Genomic DNA, 20303 nt, shown 5'->3' with positions numbered 1-20303 from the left:
TCGTGAACATATAGGGCACATGCGTGCGGATGTCGCCTGTTGCGTGTAACGGAAGTTATCTTTGGCGCGGATTATGGTGTAAGGTGACGATTGACCCGCCCTTCCGCAATTCATAGCTTTCGGCCCCATGTCAGAACAGTATCGCATTCCCTCCTCTCCGCTGCCCAAGGCATGGCCTTTCGAGGAAGCCGCAAAACTTGCGTCCCATGTCGGTGACAGGCCCGTCAGCGCCGATCGCCCCGTCCTGCTGGAAACGGGCTACGGGCCGTCGGGGCTGCCGCATATCGGCACGTTTGGCGAGGTCGCGCGCACATCGTGGGTTCGCCAGGCCTTTACCGCCATCACCGGAAAGCCGACGCGCCTGCTGGCGTTTTCCGATGATATGGACGCCCTGCGCAAGGTGCCCGACAACGTCCCCAATCAGGACATGCTGCGTCAGTTCATCGGCAAGCCGCTGTCGCGTGTGCCCGATCCGTTCGGGACGCATGAATCCTTTGCGGCCCATAATAATGCACGGCTTCAGGCCTTCCTCGACAGTTTTGGTTTCGATTACGAATTCGCCTCTTCCACCACCTATTACGAAGGCGGGCGTTTCGATGCCGCGCTGAAGCGTGTGCTGGAGGTGCATGACGAGATCGTGGCCGTCATCGCCCCCACGCTGGGTGCGGAACGGCGCGCCACCTATTCCCCCGTCCTGCCGATCCATCCGCGCACCGGGCAGGTGATGCAGGTGCGCATGGATGCGATCGACCCGGTCGCAGGCACCGTGCGCTGGACCGATGAGGAAGGGGAGACGTTCGAGACCCCCGTCACGGGTGGCCATGCCAAGATGCAGTGGAAGGCCGACTGGGCCATGCGGTGGTATGCGCTGGGTGTTGATTACGAAATGTCAGGCAAGGACCTGATCGACAGTGTGCGCCTGTCGGGCAGGATCTGCCGCATCCTTGGCGGTCGCGCGCCGGCGGGCCTGACCTATGAACTGTTCCTCGATGAAAACGGGCAGAAGATTTCCAAGTCCAAGGGCAATGGCATCTCGGTGGAGGAATGGTTGCGCTATGCCCCGCCCGAAAGCCTGGGGCAGTATATGTTCAACGCCCCGCAGCGTGCGAAGCGGCTGTTTTTTGATGTGATCCCCAAGGCGACGGACGAATACCTCGCCAACGTCACGCGCGCCCGCACGGCGCAGCAGGCGCAGGACCCGGCCCTGTGGACCAACCCGGCCTGGTTCATCCATGCCGGGCATGTCCCCGATGACGCAGGCAGCCCGATCACGTTCGGCATGCTGCTCAACCTCGCCAGCGTGGCCAATGCCGAAACGCCGGATGTGTTGTGGAAGTTCATCCAGCGTTACGATGCCGACGCCACGCCCGCGCGCGATCCCATGCTGGCCCGGCTGGTGGATCACGCCATCGTCTATTACGCGGATTTCGTCCGGCCGACGAAGCAGTACCGCGCGCCCGAAGGCAAGGAACGCGCTGCCCTGTCGGATCTGGCGGAAGCCCTGCGCGGGATGGATGCGGCCACCGCCACGCCCGACGATTACCAGAACCTGGTGTTCGAAATCGGCAAGCGCCATGGGTTCGAGCCGCTGCGGAGCTGGTTCGGCTGCCTTTACGAAGTGCTTCTTGGACAGAAGGAAGGGCCGCGTTTCGGGATTTTCATCGCACTTTACGGTGGCGGCGAAACCGTCGCCCTGATCGAGGCCGCCCTGACCCGCAGCGTGCCGCAGGCCGCCCAATCGTAGGCATGCCGGGGGTATCGCGTCCCATGGGACCATATTTTCCGTGACGCCGGGCTTTCCCCCGTCACATCCGCCCAGGCCATGCCCCTGTGCTGAAGGAAAAGAGGTAACGGGCTGGCGCAAATGGGTGCGGCACCTTCCCCATGCCATGGGGCTGGTGCTGATGGTCGCCGCAATCATCGTGGTGCAGCGTGAAATGCGCCACCTGCACTGGGCTGATATCCGTCACGCGCTGGTGGGGATTCCGGCGGCGACCCTGTGGGCGGGGGCGGGCATGACCGTCCTGTCCTATGTCGTGCTGTCGTTCTACGACTGGCTGGCGGTGCGCCAGATCGGGCGCACGATGCCGTTCCGGCGCACCGCCTTTGCCGCATTCTGTTCGTATGTCCTGTCGCATAACCTTGGCTTTTCAGCCATTTCGGGGGCTGCCGTAAGGTTCCGCCTGTATGGCAACTGGGGCCTGCGCCCGCTGGAGGTCGCGCAGATCATTGCGTTCTGCTCCGCGACTTATTTACTGGGGGCGGCGGTCCTGATCGGTGGTGTCCTGCTGTGGGAACCGGAAATGGTGCCGGTGGTGGGTGCCCACGTGCCCCATCTGCTGCTGGAGGCGGTAGGCCTGCTGCTGTGGGGGGGCGTGGGGGGGTATATCCTGCTGGGCCGATGCCTGAACGAAGTCACGTTGTGGCGGTGGACCATCACGTTTCCATCCTCTGCCATGGCGGTGGCGCAGACGGTGGTTTCCGCGGCCGAGGTGGCGGCGACGGCGGGCATTGCCTACATCTTCCTTCCCGATGCGCCGGGGCTGGGTTATGGCGTTTTCCTTGCGATCTATATCGCGTCCTATACGGCGGGGCTGGTGGCCAGTGTCCCCGGGGGGCTGGGTGTTTTTGACGGGGCAATGATGCTGGCGCTGGGGGGGTATATGCCCGAACCGCGCATCATTACCGCCATCCTGATTTTTCGCCTTTTCTACTATATCATTCCGCTGTTCCTTGCTGGTGTGATGTTTGCGGGGCACGAACTGTTCCTGCGTGGCGATGCGGTGCTGCTGTCGCGCAAGGCCGGTGGCGACGGCCCCGCGCGCGGGCCGCGTACCACACGTCCAAGTGTCGTGATCCGGGAGAGCGAGGCAGATTTTTCCGTCGCCGTGGCTACCGGGGCGGTCTCGCTGTGTGGCGGGGTGCTGATTGCGCTGACGATCCTTGATCCCGAAACATGGGACAATGCCGCCGGGTGGCTGCATACGCTGTTCGGCATGGCGGGGGATTACCTGCTGTCGCTGATTGGCGTTGCGCTGATCGGGCTGGCCATTGGCCTGTCACAGCGCGTGACGTTGGCATGGAAGGTCACGCTGGGCCTGCTGGCGGCGGCGGCGGGGTTGACGCTGTTACGGGGGTCGCCACTGCTGATCCCGGCCCTGATGGCGCTGGTTGCAATCCTGATCGCACCGTTTCGCAATTCCTATTACCGTCATGCCCGCGTGCTGAGTGAGCCTTTGTCCTTTCCCACGGTCATGTCACTGCTGCTGCTGATCGCATGCGTGGTCGTGCTGGCCTGTGCCGGGCCGCATGACGCGCTGGGCGGAAGCTGGTGGGAAATCATGCTGTTCGCGTCTTCGTCCGGGGTTGGGCGCTGGACAATGGGGCTGGCGGTCATGTTGGGATTGTTGATGATCATGCGCCTGATCCGGCCGGGACGTATTGCCATCGTCCCATGGGATGCGCAGGGTCAGGCCCGTTATCACATGCTGGACCATGCGATCGACGCGGTGGGCGCGGCGTGGCGGCCATCGGGCCTGATCGTCGGCGCGCGGGGGCAGGCGTTACTGCCGTTCGTGCGGCGCGGGACATTCCTGATCGGGCTGGGCGATCCCGCAGGTAATGCAGAAGATTGCGTCTCCGCCATATGGTGGTTGCGCGACCTGGCGGTGCAGGAGGGGCGCCAGCCTGCCTTTTGGTGTGTGGGGGCGATGTTCCTGCCGGTTTATAACGATTTGGGACTGACGGCCTGGCCATTGCCGGTTTCGGCGCAGAAGGCCCATTCTCCGGGAATGGAGACTTTCTATCTGTGCGCGCGCCCGAATGATGCGCGTCTGCTGCAATCGCTCATGCATAACTAGGGGTAGATATGGCATGTATCAGCGGATAAGCCCTGTCTGCGCAAAGGAATCCATTTCGTTCCTTCTCCCCCGGGGATAAGTGCAGGCAACGTCTGCCTGGCGTGTTGACAACCAGTGCAAGCCGAAAGAAGGCATGAAGCGTGGCCGTTTCCCATGATGTCCTGAGCCATCTGAGCGTTCCTATCGGCTTGACCAGTGCATCCGGGGCGTTCCTGATGGCGTTCCCGGCGCTGTTTTCCATTGTCAACCCGTTGGGGGCGGCGCTGATTTTCGCGCAGGTCACGGACGGGCGCAGCCGGGCGGAATGTCTGGCGCTGGCGCGGACCGTGGCGTTCTATTCCGCCATGCTGATGATTGCTTCCATCTGGATGGGGGGGACAATCTTGTCCTTCTTCGGCATTACGATCAATGCGTTGCGCATTGCGGGTGGCCTGGTGGTGGCGGTGCGGGCATGGGCGTTGTTACAGGCCCCCGAAACCGAAGAAGCACGCAAGCAGGCGCAGGCCAGTCAGGGCGGGATGAGTGCCGCGCGTTCGAATGGCATGGAACTAGCGTTTTTTCCGCTGACGATGCCCTTTACCGTCGGGCCGGGCACCATTGCTGTGGCCATCGCGCTGAGTTCCGAAGGCTCGGCAGGTGTCAGCACGGTCATGTTCTATGGCATCCTGTCCGCTGCGGCCCTGGCCGTTGCATGCATCATCTGGGTTGCCTACGCCTATGCCGAGCAGTTGATGGGCCTGCTGGGGACAACCGGGACGCGTATTGTCTCGCGCCTTGTGGCATTGATCCTGCTGTCGATCGGGGTACAGATCCTGATTTCAGGCGTGCAGGGCGTGGTCCTCTCAATGGCGCATAACATCGTGCAACTGATGCACTGATCCCCACAGAGGGAAATGGTCGCGTGCAACCATGATATCTGTTGCCAGACCCTTGTTCATTTTCAGATTGTCGCCCTTACAGGAACGCATGCACCTCCCTGCGCAGGGCAGGCAGGACATCCGTGCCAAACCATGGGCTGCGGCGTTCCCACGCGCCTGTCCGCCACGAAGGATGTGGAAGGGGGAAAAAACGGGGCAGGTAATCACGGTAATGGCGCACGCGATCTTCTACCTTGCCCGGCCCCAGAACATGGTTCTGCGCATAGGATCCGACCAGCAGCGTCAGGCGGATATCGGGCATCAGGGCCAGCACCCGCTCACGCCATAAGGGGGCGCATTCGCGACGTGGCGGGCAATCGCCCCCCTTTGGCAGGCGGCCGGGATAGCACATGCCCATGGGCATGATGGCGATGCGTGCTGAGTCGTAAAAGGTCGCCCGATCAATGCCCAGCCATCCCCGCAACCGGTCGCCAGATGCATCGTTAAAGGACTGTCCCGTTTCATGAACACGGGTGCCGGGCGCCTGGCTTGCGATCAGGATGCGCGCGGTTGGGGAGACGTGCAGGATGGGGCGTGGCCCCAATGGCAGGACGTTGGCACAGGCGGTGCAGGCCCGGATTTCCGTTACCAGACGTTCCAGCGCCCCGTCATCCGTGGGGGGTGTCATATGTTCTGTCATGTTCCGGTCACGTCGCGCACCCATCGTGACACCGTTTTTGTGGCGGGGCCAAGCACCGTTTGATCGAACAGGTCCGTCCCCGCAGAAGGCTGAAGATTGAATTCCATGGTGTCGGCATGGGGGCTGGCCTGCTGCACAAATCCTGCGGCAGGATAGACCACGCCCGACGTGCCGATGGCCACGAACAGGTCACATGCCTGCAACGCCGCCGCGATCCGGTCCATGTGATAGGGGATTTCCCCGAACCAGACGATATCGGGACGTAATTGGGGCCGATGGCAGGCCGGGCAGGGCGTCTGTGGCAGGCAGTCGGCATGCCATGATGGGGTGGCCCCGCAGGCGGTGCAGCGCACCCGCATCAGTTCCCCATGCATATGCACGACATCCCGGCTGCCCGCGCGTTCATGCAGGTCGTCGATATTTTGTGTGACGATCAGGATTTCGCCGTCCCACCTGCCGGTGGCGGCGCATTCCTCCATATGGGCAAGTGCCCTGTGGGCCGCATTTGGCTGCACATCAGCCAGCCCGGCCCGCAAACCATTATAGAATCGATCCACCCGCATGGGGTCACGCGCGAACCCTTCGGGTGTGCAGATATCTGCAATCCGTTCATGATTCCACAATCCGTCTTCGCCGCGAAAGGTCTGAAGACCGGACTCCTGGCTGATCCCGGCGCCCGTCAGGACGACAATGCGTTGCATGGGGCCTCCCATCTTCATGGTGATCCGTGTCGGTGCAGTGTGGCCGATCAGCACGCATAAGAAAACCGCCGCAGACATGGTCTGCGGCGGTCCCTGGTAGTCATGATCGGTATGGGGCCGATCAGTTTTACTGTGCGTTGTCCACACCCGTGTGCGTCTGCGGCGCAAACGTCCAGCCATGGCCGTAAGGCTGCGGCTGGAAGACAAGCCATCCGCTGCTGGTGGAGTTCCAGCCTGCGCTGGAGACCGGAGCCCCCGTATCGCGCAGCTTGGTAACGTCGGCGGCAGTGACGGTGCCCTGCGCCTTGTTGCCCCAGCTGGTGCGGATGAAGTTGACGACGTCCGCGATCTGCTGTGCCGACAGCGACTTGCTGTAGCCCGGCATCGCCACGGCGGACGGTGCCCAGTTGCTCGGCGGCAGGACGCCACCATGCGTGATCACGTTCACCAGCGACGTCGGGTCGTCGGTCACGACAACCGGGTTCCCAGCCAGCGGCGGGAACATACGCGGCACGCCACCACCATCGTTACGGTGACAGATGGCGCATTCTTTGACGTAGGTATCTGCGCCCGGGATGCTGGAAATGTTGCCCGAAGCCAGCGTGTTCGCCGTGGTCGCGTCATAGCTGTAGGGGGCCTGTGACGGCGGAACCGGCGGCAGGCTCTTCAGGTATTTGGCGATGGCATGCAGGTCGTCATCGGTGAAGTACTGCGTGCTCCATGCCACGACATCGCCCATTCCGCCAAAGACGGCCGAATGGTCGATACGACCGGACTTCAGGAACAGATAGATGTCATCCTCAGACCAGCGGCCCAGACCCACGTTCGGGTCGTTGCGCAGGCTGGGGGCGACCCAGTTGTCGATCGGTGCGCCACCGGACAGGAAGTCGGGACCACCCGACGCATCCAGCGCCTTTTCCTGCATGGCAAAGCCACGCGGGGTATGACACGCACCGCAATGCCCGGCACCCGTCACAAGATATTCGCCCCGTGCAACCTCGGGATCCGTACCGGGGGCCGGCGTGAAATCCTTGGGCGAGGGGGAGAACATCATACGCCAGATCGACAGCGGCCAGCGCATGGACATCGGCCACGAAATCTCGGGCTGCTTGTCCGGCTGCGCCACCGGCTGCACGCCATGCATGAAATATGCATACAGCGCGCGGGTATCGTCCTTCGTCATGCGGGAGAAGGAAGGATAGGGCATCGCCGGATACAGCGTGGAACCATCCTTGCGGATGCCATGACGAACGGCTTCGTCAAATTCCTCGTAGGTGTAGCGGCCGATACCATATGTGGGATCGGGGGTGATGTTGGTCGAATAAATCGTCCCGATCGGGCTCTTGATTTCAAGCCCGCCGGCATACGCCGTTCCATGCAGGGCCGTGTGACATGCCACGCAGTCACCCAGCCTTGCGACATATGCCCCTTTCTGGACCAGCTCGGCATCGGGCGTCTGCGCCAATGCCGTGCCAGCCAGCAGACTAAGCGCTGCCGCGCCGAAAGTCACCTTAAGCCTGTTGATCATTATGTTCACCATCATGCGTCGCGTTGATGCGAAAAATTAAAAAAAGCGGGTTTACGGCAGCTGCTCGGGGATACCGGCTGCGTTCTTCCGCGCATCAACTTCCCGCTGGTAGGTTTCATTCGCACGCTTGATCAGGAACTGGCGAATATCCTCGATCTCGTTCGGGTTCATGTTGCCGTCAAAGCGATCCATGCCGTATGCGGTCAGCGCACCGCGACCAACAACATTGTAGAACGCATCGGTGTGGCGGATGGAACCGGACCAGCGCAGATCAGGCAGCACACCACCACCTTCGGCGTTATCGCCATGGCAGGCCGCGCAATAGGTCTGGAACTGGAAGTAGCCGTTATCGGTGCGGCTTGCATCGAACTTCTCAGGCGGCTTGACCGGCACGAAGCCCTGGTCGTTCTGCTTCGGCAGCGGACCACCCTTGCCGTCGAGCGAGAATGCAATCACGTGGGAGTGGTTGACCGTCCAGCCGCTGGTGCGCGCAAGGCCACCAAGGAAGAACGGATAGATGCCGCCCCAGCCCACTTCAACCGCAACATACTGCTTGCCCTTGGCAAGGTAGGTCACAGGCGGTGCGATGATGCCGCTATCCGCTGCAAAGTGGAACAGGTCCGTGCCGTTCGTGGCGTCATACGCATGGAATTCACCATTCGCCAGCCCCTGGAACAGCAGATCGCCACCAGTCGCCAGGATACCACCGTTCCACGGGCCCTTGTGGTCAACGCGCCACGCTTCGGCCTGCTTCTGCGGATCCCATGCCAGGATATAGCCCTTCAGATCCTTGACGAAGGCAGCCTTCGCTTCGGGAGAGTCGGGGATACCGACCTTGTTCATGTCAAGGCCAAGGTTCCAACTGTCGGGATGGGCCAGGAAGCCGCCCTTCTGGTTGGTGTACAGGAACGGAACCTGCTGCGCGGGGATATAGACCAAGCCCGTCTTGGGGCTGAAGGCCATCGCTGCGAAGTTATGTCCGCCCAGATCGCCCGGAATGCCGTACCAGTCCTTGCCCGTAAGCGTATACAGCGCGTCGGGGTTATAGATCGGACGACCCGTCTTCGGATCAAGGCCGCTGGCCCAGTTCACATAGACGTAGTTCTTGCCGGAGATGAACTCGCCGGTCTTGGCGTCGATGATGTAGAAGAAGCCATTCTTCGGCGCATGCACGATGACGTGGCGGGTTTCACCATTGATCGGCAGGTCAAGCGTCATGATCTGCTGAACCGAGGTGAAGTCCCACTGGTCCATCGGCGTTTCCTGGAAATGCCAGACATATTCGCCGGTTTCAGGCTTCAGCGCGACGATGCTGCCCAGGAACAGGTTGTCGCCCTTGCCTTCGGAACGGTACTTGTAGTTCCAAGGAGAGCCGTTACCCACGCCAAGGTAGACCAGGTCGGTCACGGGATCATAGACGATGGAATCCCATACGGTGCCGCCGCCGCCCTGACGGGTCCAGGCGCCGGTCGGGCTCCAGGTCTGGTAGGCCTTGTTCATCAGCACGCTGTCGGATGCTGCGTGATCGGGCTCGTTCTTGGGGTTGGGAACCGTAAAGAAGCGCCAGTCAACCTTGCCGGTTTCCGCGTCGAACGCGGTGACAAAGCCACGGGCACCGAATTCGGAACCACCGTTACCGATGATCACGCGGCCCTTGGCGATGCGCGGGGCGCCATCAACCGTATAGGAACGCTGCTTGCCGAGTTCGGCTTCGGGGGGGATGGTGTTCACGCTCCAGACCAGCTTGCCGGTCTTGGCGTCCAGGGCGATCAGGCGACCGTCGAACGTGCCGAAATAGACCTTGCCATTCCAGTACGCCGCACCGCGGTTGACGGTGTCGCAGCAGCCCTTGTCGGCGATGTTGCCTGGCACGCGCGGGTCATACGACCACAGCAGCTTGCCGGTGGCGGCGTCGATCGCCTTCATCATGCTCCAGTTGGTGGTGGCATACATGACGCCATCAACAACCAGGGGCGTGCCTTCCTGGCCACGGTTGGTATCGAGATCCAGATACCAGGCCAGCTTGAGGTTTCCGACATTGGAACGGTTGATCTGATCCAGCGGGCTGTAACGCTGTTCAGAATATGTGCGACCATAGGTCATCCAGTTACCGGGATGATCATCCGCATGGATGATCGCTTCGCCCGTCTGGCCCTGACCCTCATCAGCGGAAAATGCCATGTTGGCGTAGCCGGAGACGAGAGCCGCACATATCGTTCCGGCTGTAAGCGTTCTGCTCAGAGAACGTCTTTTTCCGAAAACGGCAGAAATCATATGTGATGTCCTCAGAAAACTAACGGTTTCGAATTCGGGACGCCGCCGCTGCAACTTTCCGCCGGAGGGCGCTTTTCATATCCAGGGGCAGAAGCGGGGCCATAAATCCGGCCCCAGTCACTACACGTCCCCAAGGGATTGAAAAACCGGCCTTCGACAGGGAGAAAAAGCAGGTAGTCCGTTTCATCCGAACATACCGGCGGGATTACATACGTCTTCTGACATTTTAGTGTTCGAGTTCACTAAGTTGTGAACAAGCTGTCGCATAAGCAATGATTCATATAAGATGAACCGTATGTAATATTTTGACATCTCACTGTTTTAAAAGGATATTTTTGATATTCACCACAGGTGGCATGTCATGTGTCGGCAACTTTATATGCCGATATCGTATTTCATATATTCGTATAAAATGTGACCACGCGGTATCGCGCGGTCATCTGTTTCGAAAGTGATGCAACTTTGCGTCAGGGACTCAGGTCGTAATCCTCAAGCACTTCATAGGCGGGGGATTCCTTTCCCCGCAGTGACCTGTAGAGGGAGAAGGTGCGGATAGCGGTCGCATCGCCCCCAACCATCGCATGACGTCCCAGCCATGTCGCCAGACGGGTCGCATCGGGGTAGGGGATCGACCCCAGGGTAATATGTGGAACGAACCGTCGGTGCCGTTCACCCAACCCGACACGCCGCATCGCGGTATCCACCTTGCGCTGGAGATGGAGGAGGGAGTCGTTGCGTACGATTCCCATCCACAGGGTCGCCGGTGCGCCGGGACGTTCAAACAGGCCGGGCGCACCGGCAAGGAGGTCGAACGCAGGGGCATGGATGGCCGACAATGCATGATGGATGTCCTCCATCATATGGCGGTCCGTAACCTCCCCGATGAAGCGCAGCGTCAGGTGGTAGGTTTCGGGGGGCACCCAGTTCACCTCGGCCAGGCTGCCGCGCAGTGTTGCAAGCCGGGTGGAAAGTGGATGGGGAATCCCCAGGGCAATGAAAAGTCTCATCAGGCAGCCCCATCAGGCAGGTGGAATGGAAATGCCAGCCATATCGGGCCATGGGGGATTATTGTCCCGCATCCCGGGCCAGATGATGCTAGGTTGTACTATATACTACTGTACGTATCTATGGCGCTGTGACCTTTACCGGCTATCATGCCCGGACAAGGGGCATGTGTTGCCATCTTTTAATGTGTTGGCCACGCGAACGTTCTTGAAGCCTCTATAGGATGCCCCAACATTCAGGGATGACACGTTCGCATGACGTGGATGAAGGAAACTTGAAATGGCTTTTGGCCCGGATTCGCGAACTTTTGCCAGACCCACGGCAAATGGTGCTGCCAGTTCCATTGATATGGGACTGCGCGCCTATATGTTGCGCGTTTATAACTGGATGACTTCGGGGCTGGTGCTGACAGGTCTGGTGGCTTACCTGATCGCCCATAATGCCGCGTTGCAGACCCTGTTCTATCAGGTGGTGGAAACGCCGGCGGGCAACGCCGTGCGCCCCACCGGGCTGGGTATGCTGGCGATGATTGCCCCGTTGGGATTCGTGCTGGTGATGTCGTTCGGTGTGAACCGGCTGTCGTTGCAGGCGGTGCAGGGGCTGTTCTGGCTGTTCTGTGGCGTGATGGGGTGCAGTCTGGCCAACATCTTCCTGGTGTTCACCGGGGTTTCGATCACCCGCGTGTTCTTCATCACGGCGGCAACCTTCGCCACGATGTCGATCTGGGGATATACGACACGTTCCGACCTTACCCGTTTCGGGTCGTTCCTGATGATGGGGCTGTTCGGGCTGGTGATCGCCGGACTCGTGAACATGTTCCTGCACAGCCCGGCCGTTTATTTCCTCTACAGCGTTGTTGGTGTCCTGCTGTTTGTCGGGCTGACCATGTTCGATACGCAGCGCATCAAGTTCACCTATCAGCAGTACGCAGCCTATGAGGGGCCGGAGATGGCCGCCCGTCGTTCGGTTTATGATGCGCTGGCGCTGTATCTGAACTTTATCAACCTGTTCCAGTTCATGTTGCAGTTCATGGGTGTGCGTAGCAACAATAACGACTGAGGTTCCTTCGCACGATCATTGTCCGCCCCCTGATTATGTATGCGGGGATGCCGGGCGCGAAAGACTCAGGCATGGGCCCGTCACGAAAGTGGCGGGCTTTTTTCGTGTTATGGCCCCCGATATGGAAGAGTCATGAACGTGACGGGAACATTTCAGGGCATTTCGGAACAAACGATGTTCGAAATAAGACTTATTCATTATAAGAAACAGTTAGTTGACAAGAGTGTGATGGACAAGAAAAACAGTTAATGCGTTGTTTTCAGGCGATAAAAAAATATATCTACCCGACATTGAAATCTATTGAAATATTATGTGAAGGCTTGCTTATGAAGGGGTTCAGGTCGGATAACCCTTGAATAGAGAAAACATGTGAAAGGGAATACGGCACGAAAAAGGTACGCTTCAAGACACAGGACGGCATCGCGATTACCGGTCCGATCTGCCCTGACAGAAAACAGGATTGATATCTGATGGGCTGGATTGATCGAAATCATGGTCAGCCGGTCGGCAACCAACTCATGACAGATGCAAACCGAAAAAAACCATATGTTTGATTTTCGGGAGTTGACGAAGGTGCGATGTCGCTGTTGTGGGACGTTGTTGCCTGCATGAATGCAGATGCAGGGCCCGTGGCGTGCGTATAACGTGACCGTTGTTGTTAGTGCCCGTGGATGAAGCGAGGATGTGAGCGAAATAGGGTGATGTCGAAACCAACGAGGCGTGAGATGAAGAAAAAAATCTTGCCAAGATTATCGAAATTAATGTGCTTGTCCTCCGCAGCCCTCCTGGCAGGATGCGACTGGGATACGCTGAACCCCAAGGGTGTGATCGGGCTTCAGGAAAAGAACCTGATCCTGACGTCCACCATTGCGATGCTGCTGGTTGTCATTCCGGTGTGTATCCTGACCCTGGTGTTTGCCTGGCATTACCGTCAGTCCAATACCTCGGCCGAGTACCTGCCGAAATGGTCGCATTCCAACAAGATCGAAGTGATTATCTGGGCCGTTCCCAGCCTGATCATTCTGTTCCTGGCTGTGCTGACCTACCAGACCTGCCATTCGCTGGACCCGTACAAGCCGCTTGAGGCTGATGCGAACACCAAGCCGATCCATGTCGAAGTGGTGGCTCTGGACTGGAAGTGGCTCTTTATCTATCCGGATGAAGGGATCGCCACGGTCAACCAGATGGCGATGCCGGTAAATACGCCGGTTGATTTCCGGATTACCTCTGATTCCGTGATGAACTCGTTCTTCATCCCGCAGCTTGGCACCATGATCTATGCCATGGCGGGCATGCAGACACAGCTTCACCTGATTGCGAACGAAGCTGGCGATTTCCAGGGGGAATCCTCCAACTTTAGTGGTCGCGGCTTCTCCGACATGCGTTTCCGTGCGCTGGCAATGCCGGCGGACCAGTACAGCGCGTGGGTGGAAAAGGTGAAGGCTTCGTCCGAGCAGCTGGACAGCGCAAGCTATCCCAAGCTGGCCGCCCCGAGCGAGGCGAACCCGGTCGAGTACTTCTCGCATGTCGATGCAACTCTGTTTGACGATATCGTTGCCAAGTACAACAACGGCATGGTCATGGATAAGAGCACCGGCAAGATGCTGCACATGCAGCAGTCCGCAATGTCCGACATGAATATGAAGGAATAGGACAGATGTTAGGAAAATTAACCTGGTCGGCCATTCCTATTGATGTGCCGATCCTTGTAGGGACCTTCATCGGTGCCGCGATTGCGGGACTGGCCGTTCTGGGTCTGATCACCTATTACGGCAAATGGGGCTACCTGTGGCGTGAGTGGCTGACCTCGGTCGATCACAAGCGTATTGGTGTCATGTATATCGTGGTTGCGCTGGTTGCGCTGTTCCGCGGTTTTGCCGACGCCATCATGATGCGTACGCAGCTTGCGCTGGCCTATGCCGGGAATCCCGGTTATCTGCCGCCGCACCATTATGACCAGATCTTCTCCGCCCACGGCACGATCATGATCTTCTTCATGGCCATGGCGTTCATGCAGGGTCTGATGAACATTGTGGTCCCGCTGCAGATCGGTGCGCGCGACGTTGCCTTCCCGTTCGTGAACACACTGAGCTTCTGGATGACGACCATCAGCTTCCTGCTGGTCAACGTCTCGCTGTTCATTGGTGAGTTCTCGCAGTGCGGCTGGCTTGCGTATCCCCCCCTGTCCGAACAGCAGTTCAGCCCCGGCGTCGGTGTTGATTACTATATCTGGGCGGTGCAGCTGTCGGGTGTCGGCACGCTTCTGACGGGTGTGAACTTCTTTGCGACGATCGTGAAGATGCGCGCGCCTGGCATGGATTACATGCGGATGCCGGTGTTCACCTGGACCATCTTCTGCACGACCGTGCTGATCATGGTGGCCTTCCCGATCCTGACCGTTGCGATGGGTCTGCTGGGTCTTGACCGTTACCTGGGCATGCACTTCTTCACCAATGATGGTGGCGGCAACCAGATGCTCTATCTGAGCGTGATCTGGGGCTGGGGCCATCCCGAAGTGTACATTCTGGTGCTGCCTGCTTTTGGCGCCTTCTCTGAAATCACCCAGACCTTCTCCCGCAAGCCGCTGTTCGGCTACAAGACGATGGTGTATGCCACGGCCTCCATCATGGTCCTGTCGCTGGTTGTGTGGGTTCACCACTTCTTCACCATGGGTGCCGGCCCGAACGTCAACGCGTTCTTTGGCATCATGACGATGGTCATCGCGGTCCCGACGGGCGTGAAGATCTTCAACTGGCTGTTCACCATGTATAAGGGCCGCGTCGAATTCCACGCGACCATGTACTGGGTCATCGGCTTCATGATCACCTTCTCCATCGGTGGCATGACCGGCGTTATGCTTGCGATCCCGGCTTCGGACTTCGTGCTGCATAACAGTCTGTTCGTTATCGCCCACTTCCATAACGTGATTATCGGTGGTGTGTATTTCGGCTACGTCGCGGCGATGAACTTCTGGTTCCCCAAGGCTTTCGGCTTCAAGCTGAATGAAGCATGGGGCAAGCGGGCGTTCTGGTTCTGGTTCGTTGGCTTCTACTTTGCGTTCATGCCGCTGTATGTGCTGGGCTTCGACGGCATGACCCGTCGTATGAACCACTACGACAACCCCGCATGGCATCCGTGGCTGCTGATCGCGGAATTCGGTGCGGTCCTGATCGCCCTGGGTATCGTGTGCCAGCTGACGCAGCTGTATGTTTCGATCCGTGATCGTAACCTGGCTGAAAACCGTGACATGACGGGCGATCCCTGGAACGCTCGTACCCTGGAATGGTCCACGTCTTCGCCGCCGCCGTTCTACAACTTCGCGGTTCTGCCGGTTGTTCATGAACTCGATGCGTTTGCCCATGATAAGGAAGCCGGTATCGACACGCGCTCTGCGGGTGCTGATTACCAGCCCATCCATATGCCGAAGAACACGGCCTGTGGTTTCCTGATCGGTGCGTTCAGCTTCATCCTTGGCTTTGCAGCTATCTGGTGGATCTGGTGGCTGGCTGCTGTTGGTCTGATTGGTGTCATCGCTACGGTGATCGCCCGTTCGTCCGACAACGATGTCGACTACTATGTGCCGGTTTCCGAGGTTGCCCGCATTGAAAACGAGCATACCCACAACCTTATGGCAGCACAGGCAGCAGAATAATGGCGCATAATATTACTGCTGATGCGGCCCACGCCCACGAAGAACACCACGAATCTCCCGTGGTGTTTGGGTTCTGGCTGTATCTGATGACGGACTGCATCATCTTCGGCACGCTGTTTGCTGTGTTCGCGGTGCTGCGGACCCAGTTTAATGGCGGACCGAACGGTCATGAGGTCTTTGAACTGTCTGGTGTCGGAATTGAAACGGCGATCCTGCTGTTCAGCTCCATCACCTACGGTTTCGGCATGATCGCCGCACACGCGAACAAGATCAGCACGATGCGGGTCTGGCTGGGGGTTACCTTCCTGCTGGGCCTGGGCTTCCTGTTCATGGAAATCCGTGAGTTCTCTCACATGATTGCCGAAGGCAACGGCCCGGATCGCAGTGCGTTCCTGTCGTCGTTCTTCACGCTGGTTGGCACGCATGGTCTGCATGTCACCTGCGGCCTGCTGTGGATGGCGGTCCTGCTGTTCCAGACGGCTGGCAAGACCGAGCTGAACGAGCGCATGATCGGCAAGCTTACCTGCCTCAGCCTGTTCTGGCACTTTCTGGACATTGTCTGGATCTGTGTTTTCACCTTTGTCTATCTGATGAGTGTGGTCTGATGGCTGATGCACATACATCCTCTGCGGGTGAGAGCCACGGGAGTGTAGGGTCTTACCTCACCGGGTTCGTAATTTCTGTTCTGCTGACGGCTGCGGCCTTCGGTCTGGTGATGGCGCATACGTTCTCACCGTCCGGGACCATGGGGGCGATCACGCTCCTTGCCGTGGTGCAGATCGTTGTTCACCTGATTTTCTTCCTGCATATGAACGGTTCTTCCGAACAGCGCTGGAACATCATGGCCTTTGCTTTTACGGTCGTGACGGTTCTGATCCTGGTTGGCGGCACGATCTTCATCATGCATGACACCTCGATCAACATGATGTCGCGCTAAGCGATATCAGCCTGGTCCGGATATCCCCTGGGGTATCCGGGCAATGGTCAAAAAAAGGGCCGGCGAGGATTTTCCTCGCCGGCCCTTTTTGATGGGACGATGTTGCCGGGATCAGTTTTTGTGCGGTTCGGGCGACAGCAGTTCGGCCTTGTTGGGCTTGTCCTTCCATTCTTCCGCATCGGCGGGGGCATCGCCCTTGCGGGTAATGTTGGGCCATACACCTGCGTATTTGGCGTTGATTTCCGCCCATGCGGTGGCACGATCATCACTGTCGGGAAAGATTGCCTCGGCCGGGCATTCCGGTTCGCACACGCCGCAGTCGATGCATTCGTCCGGGCTGATCACCAGGAAGTTCTCACCTGCATAGAAGCAGTCGACGGGGCAAACCTCGACGCAATCCATGAATTTGCAGCGAATGCAGTTTTCGGTGACCACATAGGTCATCGCCTATCTCCGATCATTATTTACAGGCCAAAGCAGTATATCTTCAGCCAGGGACATGAGATGAGGGCGCCAGCAATGGGCAGAAAACCTCATCCGGAATGGGCGAAGATATGAGAGGGTTTTGCCATTGTGGCAAGTCAAAGACGCCCACAAATGAATAATCCCTGATCGCGTGGGTTACTTGCGCTGCATTTCGTCAATTTCTGGAATAACGTCATATAGCATCCGTGCAGCCGATGCGCCTTCGCGGCGGCGGGCAAAGCCTGCCACCCGGATGACCATGACGCTGCGTCGATCCGGGGCTGGCAATGTCAGGATATCGCCGGGATGCACCTGTGCATGGGCCTTTACGGTGCGTTGGCGGTTGATGCGCACCTGTCCCGCCGCGATGAATTCCGCGCAATCATTACGACTCCGCGCAAAACGGGCATGAAACAGCCACAGGTCAAGGCGCTGGGCCTGTGGGGCCGTCGTTTGCGTCGTTTCCTCCCGCCCACCATTGTCCCGTGTGGCCTTGCGGCTCATGACCGTCGTTCCCTTAGTACCGCCAGCACGGCAAAGGGATGGTCCGCCTGATCCTGCCTGTGCTGCGTGGCGGCCATGGGCGCATGTTTGCGTGCGCCTGTGGCCGTGCGGCCCCGTGTGGGGCGGCGGGACTGACCCGGGATGTCGGTGGCCGCCGCCGCATGGGCCGGGCTATGGGCCGGGGCACGGCGCAGGCGTCCCACCAGCATGGCGGGGGCTGGGGGGCCGAATTGCGCCGGGTGCAATGGGCGTGTGGGCCGGACATGGATTTCCAGTCCCTTGAGCACGGCCTGTATGGCGTCGCGCCGGATGCTCAGGCGGGATGCAAGGGCATTCGACAGTGGCACCGGATGATGTCGCGTCTGGCGTGTCAGTTCCGTCACCAGCCTGTCGGCGATATCGGCGCGGATACGCACCGGCCCGGCCCGCATCCAGCCCATGCGGTCCATGAATGTCGCAGGCAGCATGTCGTGAGGGACGGACACGACACTGGCGGCAGGCAGTTCGGGGATATCCGTCTCCATATGCGCGCAGGTCAGGATCGCACGCAGCCGCATGCAGCGTGGCTTCATCAGGGCGGGCATGAACAGGGCGAGATGCCCCATACGGATGCCCAGACGCCCCAGATGCCCATGCAGGACACGTGAACGCGCCTCGTCGCGTGCCAGCATGGTGACGCCGCCATCTTCCATCAGGCGATGGAGGATGCCACGCAGCATCGGGTCGTCAGGCACTGCCGCCTGTGCCGCGAACAGGGGGGCCAGCACCTCGCGCACGTGGCGGTCGAGCCATTCATGCAGGCGTTCGCGGATGCGTTCACGCTGCACATTGTCCAGCAGCGGGTTGTCCAGCACCTCGATACGTGGGTGCAGCAGGTCATGGCCATGGCGCAGGCGGGCAACATTCTCGCCTTCCCACATCAGGTGCCGCCCATCCTGCGCAAAGCCGAAGCAGGAGTCGGGCGCATGGGCCAGCACATGCACGCGCCGCGGGATTTCGGTGCGCACCGCCCGTCGCGCCGCGCGCATCAGCAACCGTCGATCCGGCTCGTCAAAGCCTTCGGCCTTCAGCTCCAGGCCGGCGATACGTCCGACGGGATGTCCCTCCACCAGCACGTCGCCCTGTGCGGTGACGGCGGAAAGCAGGTCCTCTGCACTGCCCTCGTCCAATCGCCGGATCAGGGTGGCGGCCCGGCGGTCCACGAAGCGGGCGGTTAGTTGCGCATGCAGCGCGTCGGAGAGCTGGTTTTCCGCATCGCGCGTGCGCTCCTGCCAATATTCGGCATTGCGCAGCCAGTCGGGGCGTGCGGCGATATAGGCGCACACGCGAATGCCCGACAGGCGATGCATCAGCGAATCGATCGTGCCCTCCGGCCGCAGGAAGGCGGCAATCTGCCCGTCCATCCATGCGGGGGGGACGCGGCCGTCACGTATGACGTGGGAAAAGATGCGCGCGCATAAACGGATATGGCTGTCATCGCCAAGCTTGCGGAAATCCGGGATCTGGCAGCTTTCCCACAGCAGGCGCGTTGCCGCGCGCGACCGCGCCATGGTGCGGATTTCGGGGCTTGCGGCAAGGCTGGCGAGTGCCAGCACATCCGACGCCTCATGCCCTGCCGTCAGTTCGGGGCGCGGCGGCGAGCGCCCCAGACTTGAGAGCAGGGCGTCGGGTGAGGAAAAATCAAGGTCGCTGTTACGCCATGACAGGCGCGCCAGCGGGTCAAAGCGATGCTCTTCCACGGCTTCGGCGACGTCTTCCGACAGGGGGCGGCACATTGCGGTGGTGCCGAATGTGCCATCGCGCAGGCCCCGCCCGGCGCGTCCCGCCACCTGTGCGATTTCCGCGGGTGTCAGCGGGCGCATGCGCGTGCCGTCGAATTTGGACAGGCTGGCGAAGGCGACATGGTTGACATCCATGTTCAGCCCCATCCCGATCGCGTCTGTCGCGACAAGGTAATCCACCTCCTTATTCTGGTACAGCGCGACCTGCGCATTGCGCGTGCGCGGCGAGAGCTGGCCCATCACGATCGCGCACCCGCCACGACGGCGGCGTATCAGTTCGGCAATGGCGTAGACCTCGGCTGCGGAAAACGCGACGATGGCCGAACGTGGCGGCAGGCGTGTCAGCTTGCTTGCCCCTGTATAGGCCAGGTGTGACAGGCGGGGACGGTGTTCGATCTCGATCCCCGGCACCAACCGCCGCAACAGGGGGCGGATGGTGTCGGCGCCCAGGAACATCGTCTCCACCTGTCCGCGCGCATGCAGCAGCCTGTCGGTGAAGATGTGTCCACGATCTGGATCCGCGCAGAGCTGGATTTCATCGACCGCGACGAACGCCACCCGCCGGTCGAGGGGCATGGCCTCCACCGTGCAGGAAAACCAGCGTGCGTTGGGGGGGACGATTTTTTCTTCGCCCGTGATGAGGGCCACGGCCCCCACGCCCTTGCGTGCGACCATGCGGTCATAATTTTCGCGTGCGAGCAGACGCAGCGGAAAGCCGATGATGCCACTGGCATGCGCCAGCATCCGTTCGATGGCCAGATGCGTCTTTCCGGTGTTGGTGGGGCCGAGTACGGCGCGCACCTGCGCGGAGGACGAAATGCCGGTCGCGCGTCCGGCGGCGGAATGAAGGGGGCCAGCCCCCGTGGGTACACCCGTCATACCCGTATGCTCTGGCGAGTGGCGGGTAAATGCAAGCAAAACCAGCATATCGCGTGCGACAGGTTGCATGGCGTGCGTGGCGGACGCACGCTGGGGTGGCA

General features: G+C 60.0%; 16 protein-coding genes. 8 read left to right on the top strand and 8 right to left on the bottom strand.

The window, feature by feature from the left end; all coding sequences use genetic code 11:
* The first annotated feature begins 127 nt into the window (after positions 1–127).
* The 3 genes from IFJ82_RS12180 (at position 128) to IFJ82_RS12170 (ending at position 4738) form a co-directional block, all read left to right on the top strand.
* Complete coding sequence (locus IFJ82_RS12180) at positions 128–1744, top strand: lysine--tRNA ligase (RefSeq protein WP_003618205.1); 1617 nt, start codon at positions 128–130, stop codon at positions 1742–1744.
* A gap of 145 nt (positions 1745–1889) precedes the next feature.
* Positions 1890–3860: a lysylphosphatidylglycerol synthase domain-containing protein gene (locus IFJ82_RS12175; RefSeq protein WP_075624032.1), complete on the top strand. Its 1971-nt coding sequence runs from the start codon at positions 1890–1892 to the stop codon at positions 3858–3860.
* A gap of 215 nt (positions 3861–4075) precedes the next feature.
* Entirely contained in the window at positions 4076–4738 is a 663-nt protein-coding gene (locus IFJ82_RS12170; RefSeq protein ID WP_225578851.1) for a MarC family protein, read from the top strand.
* Positions 4739–4814: 76 nt separating this feature from the next.
* Here IFJ82_RS12170 and IFJ82_RS12165 read toward each other — a convergent pair whose 3' ends face one another.
* The 5 genes from IFJ82_RS12165 to thpR form a co-directional block, all read right to left on the bottom strand.
* Positions 4815–5405, bottom strand: coding sequence for a uracil-DNA glycosylase family protein (locus IFJ82_RS12165; RefSeq protein WP_075624031.1), 591 nt, complete (start codon positions 5403–5405; stop codon positions 4815–4817).
* An 8-nt stretch (positions 5406–5413) separates the two neighbouring features.
* Positions 5414–6118 carry an NAD-dependent deacylase gene (locus IFJ82_RS12160; protein ID WP_075595036.1) on the bottom strand — a complete coding sequence of 235 codons (705 nt, stop codon included), beginning with the start codon at positions 6116–6118 and terminating at the stop codon, positions 5414–5416.
* A gap of 127 nt (positions 6119–6245) precedes the next feature.
* On the bottom strand, positions 6246–7646 hold the full coding sequence (locus IFJ82_RS12155) for a c-type cytochrome (protein ID WP_003618213.1): 1401 nt from the start codon (positions 7644–7646) through the stop codon (positions 6246–6248).
* Positions 7647–7697: 51 nt separating this feature from the next.
* On the bottom strand, positions 7698–9920 hold the full coding sequence (locus IFJ82_RS12150) for a PQQ-dependent dehydrogenase, methanol/ethanol family (protein ID WP_040510494.1): 2223 nt from the start codon (positions 9918–9920) through the stop codon (positions 7698–7700).
* Between the two features lie 467 nt (positions 9921–10387).
* Positions 10388–10927, bottom strand: coding sequence for an RNA 2',3'-cyclic phosphodiesterase (gene thpR, locus IFJ82_RS12145; protein WP_192264765.1), 540 nt, complete (start codon positions 10925–10927; stop codon positions 10388–10390).
* Positions 10928–11204: 277 nt separating this feature from the next.
* Between thpR and IFJ82_RS12140 the strand changes: the two genes are divergently transcribed.
* The 5 genes from IFJ82_RS12140 to cyoD all read left to right on the top strand — a co-directional run bounded on the left by IFJ82_RS12140 (position 11205) and on the right by cyoD (position 16573).
* Positions 11205–11984, top strand: coding sequence for a Bax inhibitor-1/YccA family protein (locus IFJ82_RS12140; RefSeq protein WP_003618218.1), 780 nt, complete (start codon positions 11205–11207; stop codon positions 11982–11984).
* Between the two features lie 725 nt (positions 11985–12709).
* Positions 12710–13636 (top strand): ubiquinol oxidase subunit II, encoded by a 927-nt coding sequence (gene cyoA, locus IFJ82_RS12135; protein WP_167613949.1) that lies wholly within the window; start codon positions 12710–12712, stop codon positions 13634–13636.
* Positions 13637–13641: 5 nt separating this feature from the next.
* Entirely contained in the window at positions 13642–15636 is a 1995-nt protein-coding gene (cyoB, locus tag IFJ82_RS12130) for a cytochrome o ubiquinol oxidase subunit I (RefSeq protein WP_003618224.1), read from the top strand.
* Positions 15636–16241 (top strand): cytochrome o ubiquinol oxidase subunit III, encoded by a 606-nt coding sequence (gene cyoC, locus IFJ82_RS12125; protein WP_003618226.1) that lies wholly within the window; start codon positions 15636–15638, stop codon positions 16239–16241. Before cyoB ends, cyoC begins: the two co-directional genes overlap by 1 nt.
* Positions 16241–16573 carry a cytochrome o ubiquinol oxidase subunit IV gene (cyoD, locus tag IFJ82_RS12120; RefSeq protein ID WP_003618229.1) on the top strand — a complete coding sequence of 111 codons (333 nt, stop codon included), beginning with the start codon at positions 16241–16243 and terminating at the stop codon, positions 16571–16573. The genes cyoC and cyoD overlap by 1 nt, the downstream gene beginning before the upstream one ends.
* Before the next feature lie 111 nt (positions 16574–16684).
* Here cyoD and fdxA read toward each other — a convergent pair whose 3' ends face one another.
* The 3 genes from fdxA to IFJ82_RS12105 all read right to left on the bottom strand — a co-directional run bounded on the left by fdxA (position 16685) and on the right by IFJ82_RS12105 (position 20202).
* Positions 16685–17017 carry a ferredoxin FdxA gene (gene fdxA / locus IFJ82_RS12115; protein WP_003618231.1) on the bottom strand — a complete coding sequence of 111 codons (333 nt, stop codon included), beginning with the start codon at positions 17015–17017 and terminating at the stop codon, positions 16685–16687.
* Between the two features lie 177 nt (positions 17018–17194).
* On the bottom strand, positions 17195–17542 hold the full coding sequence (locus tag IFJ82_RS12110; RefSeq protein WP_075624007.1) for a S4 domain-containing protein: 348 nt from the start codon (positions 17540–17542) through the stop codon (positions 17195–17197).
* Positions 17539–20202: a helicase-related protein gene (locus IFJ82_RS12105; protein WP_081254506.1), complete on the bottom strand. Its 2664-nt coding sequence runs from the start codon at positions 20200–20202 to the stop codon at positions 17539–17541. The genes IFJ82_RS12110 and IFJ82_RS12105 overlap by 4 nt, the downstream gene beginning before the upstream one ends.
* Positions 20203–20303: the final 101 nt, after the last annotated feature.

Origin of the sequence: Novacetimonas hansenii, assembly GCF_014843995.1 — a bacterium.
GTDB classification, from domain to species: domain Bacteria; phylum Pseudomonadota; class Alphaproteobacteria; order Acetobacterales; family Acetobacteraceae; genus Novacetimonas; species Novacetimonas hansenii.
The sequence above is the reverse complement of the archived record's forward strand: the minus strand, read 5'-3'. Positions and strand labels throughout refer to the sequence as shown.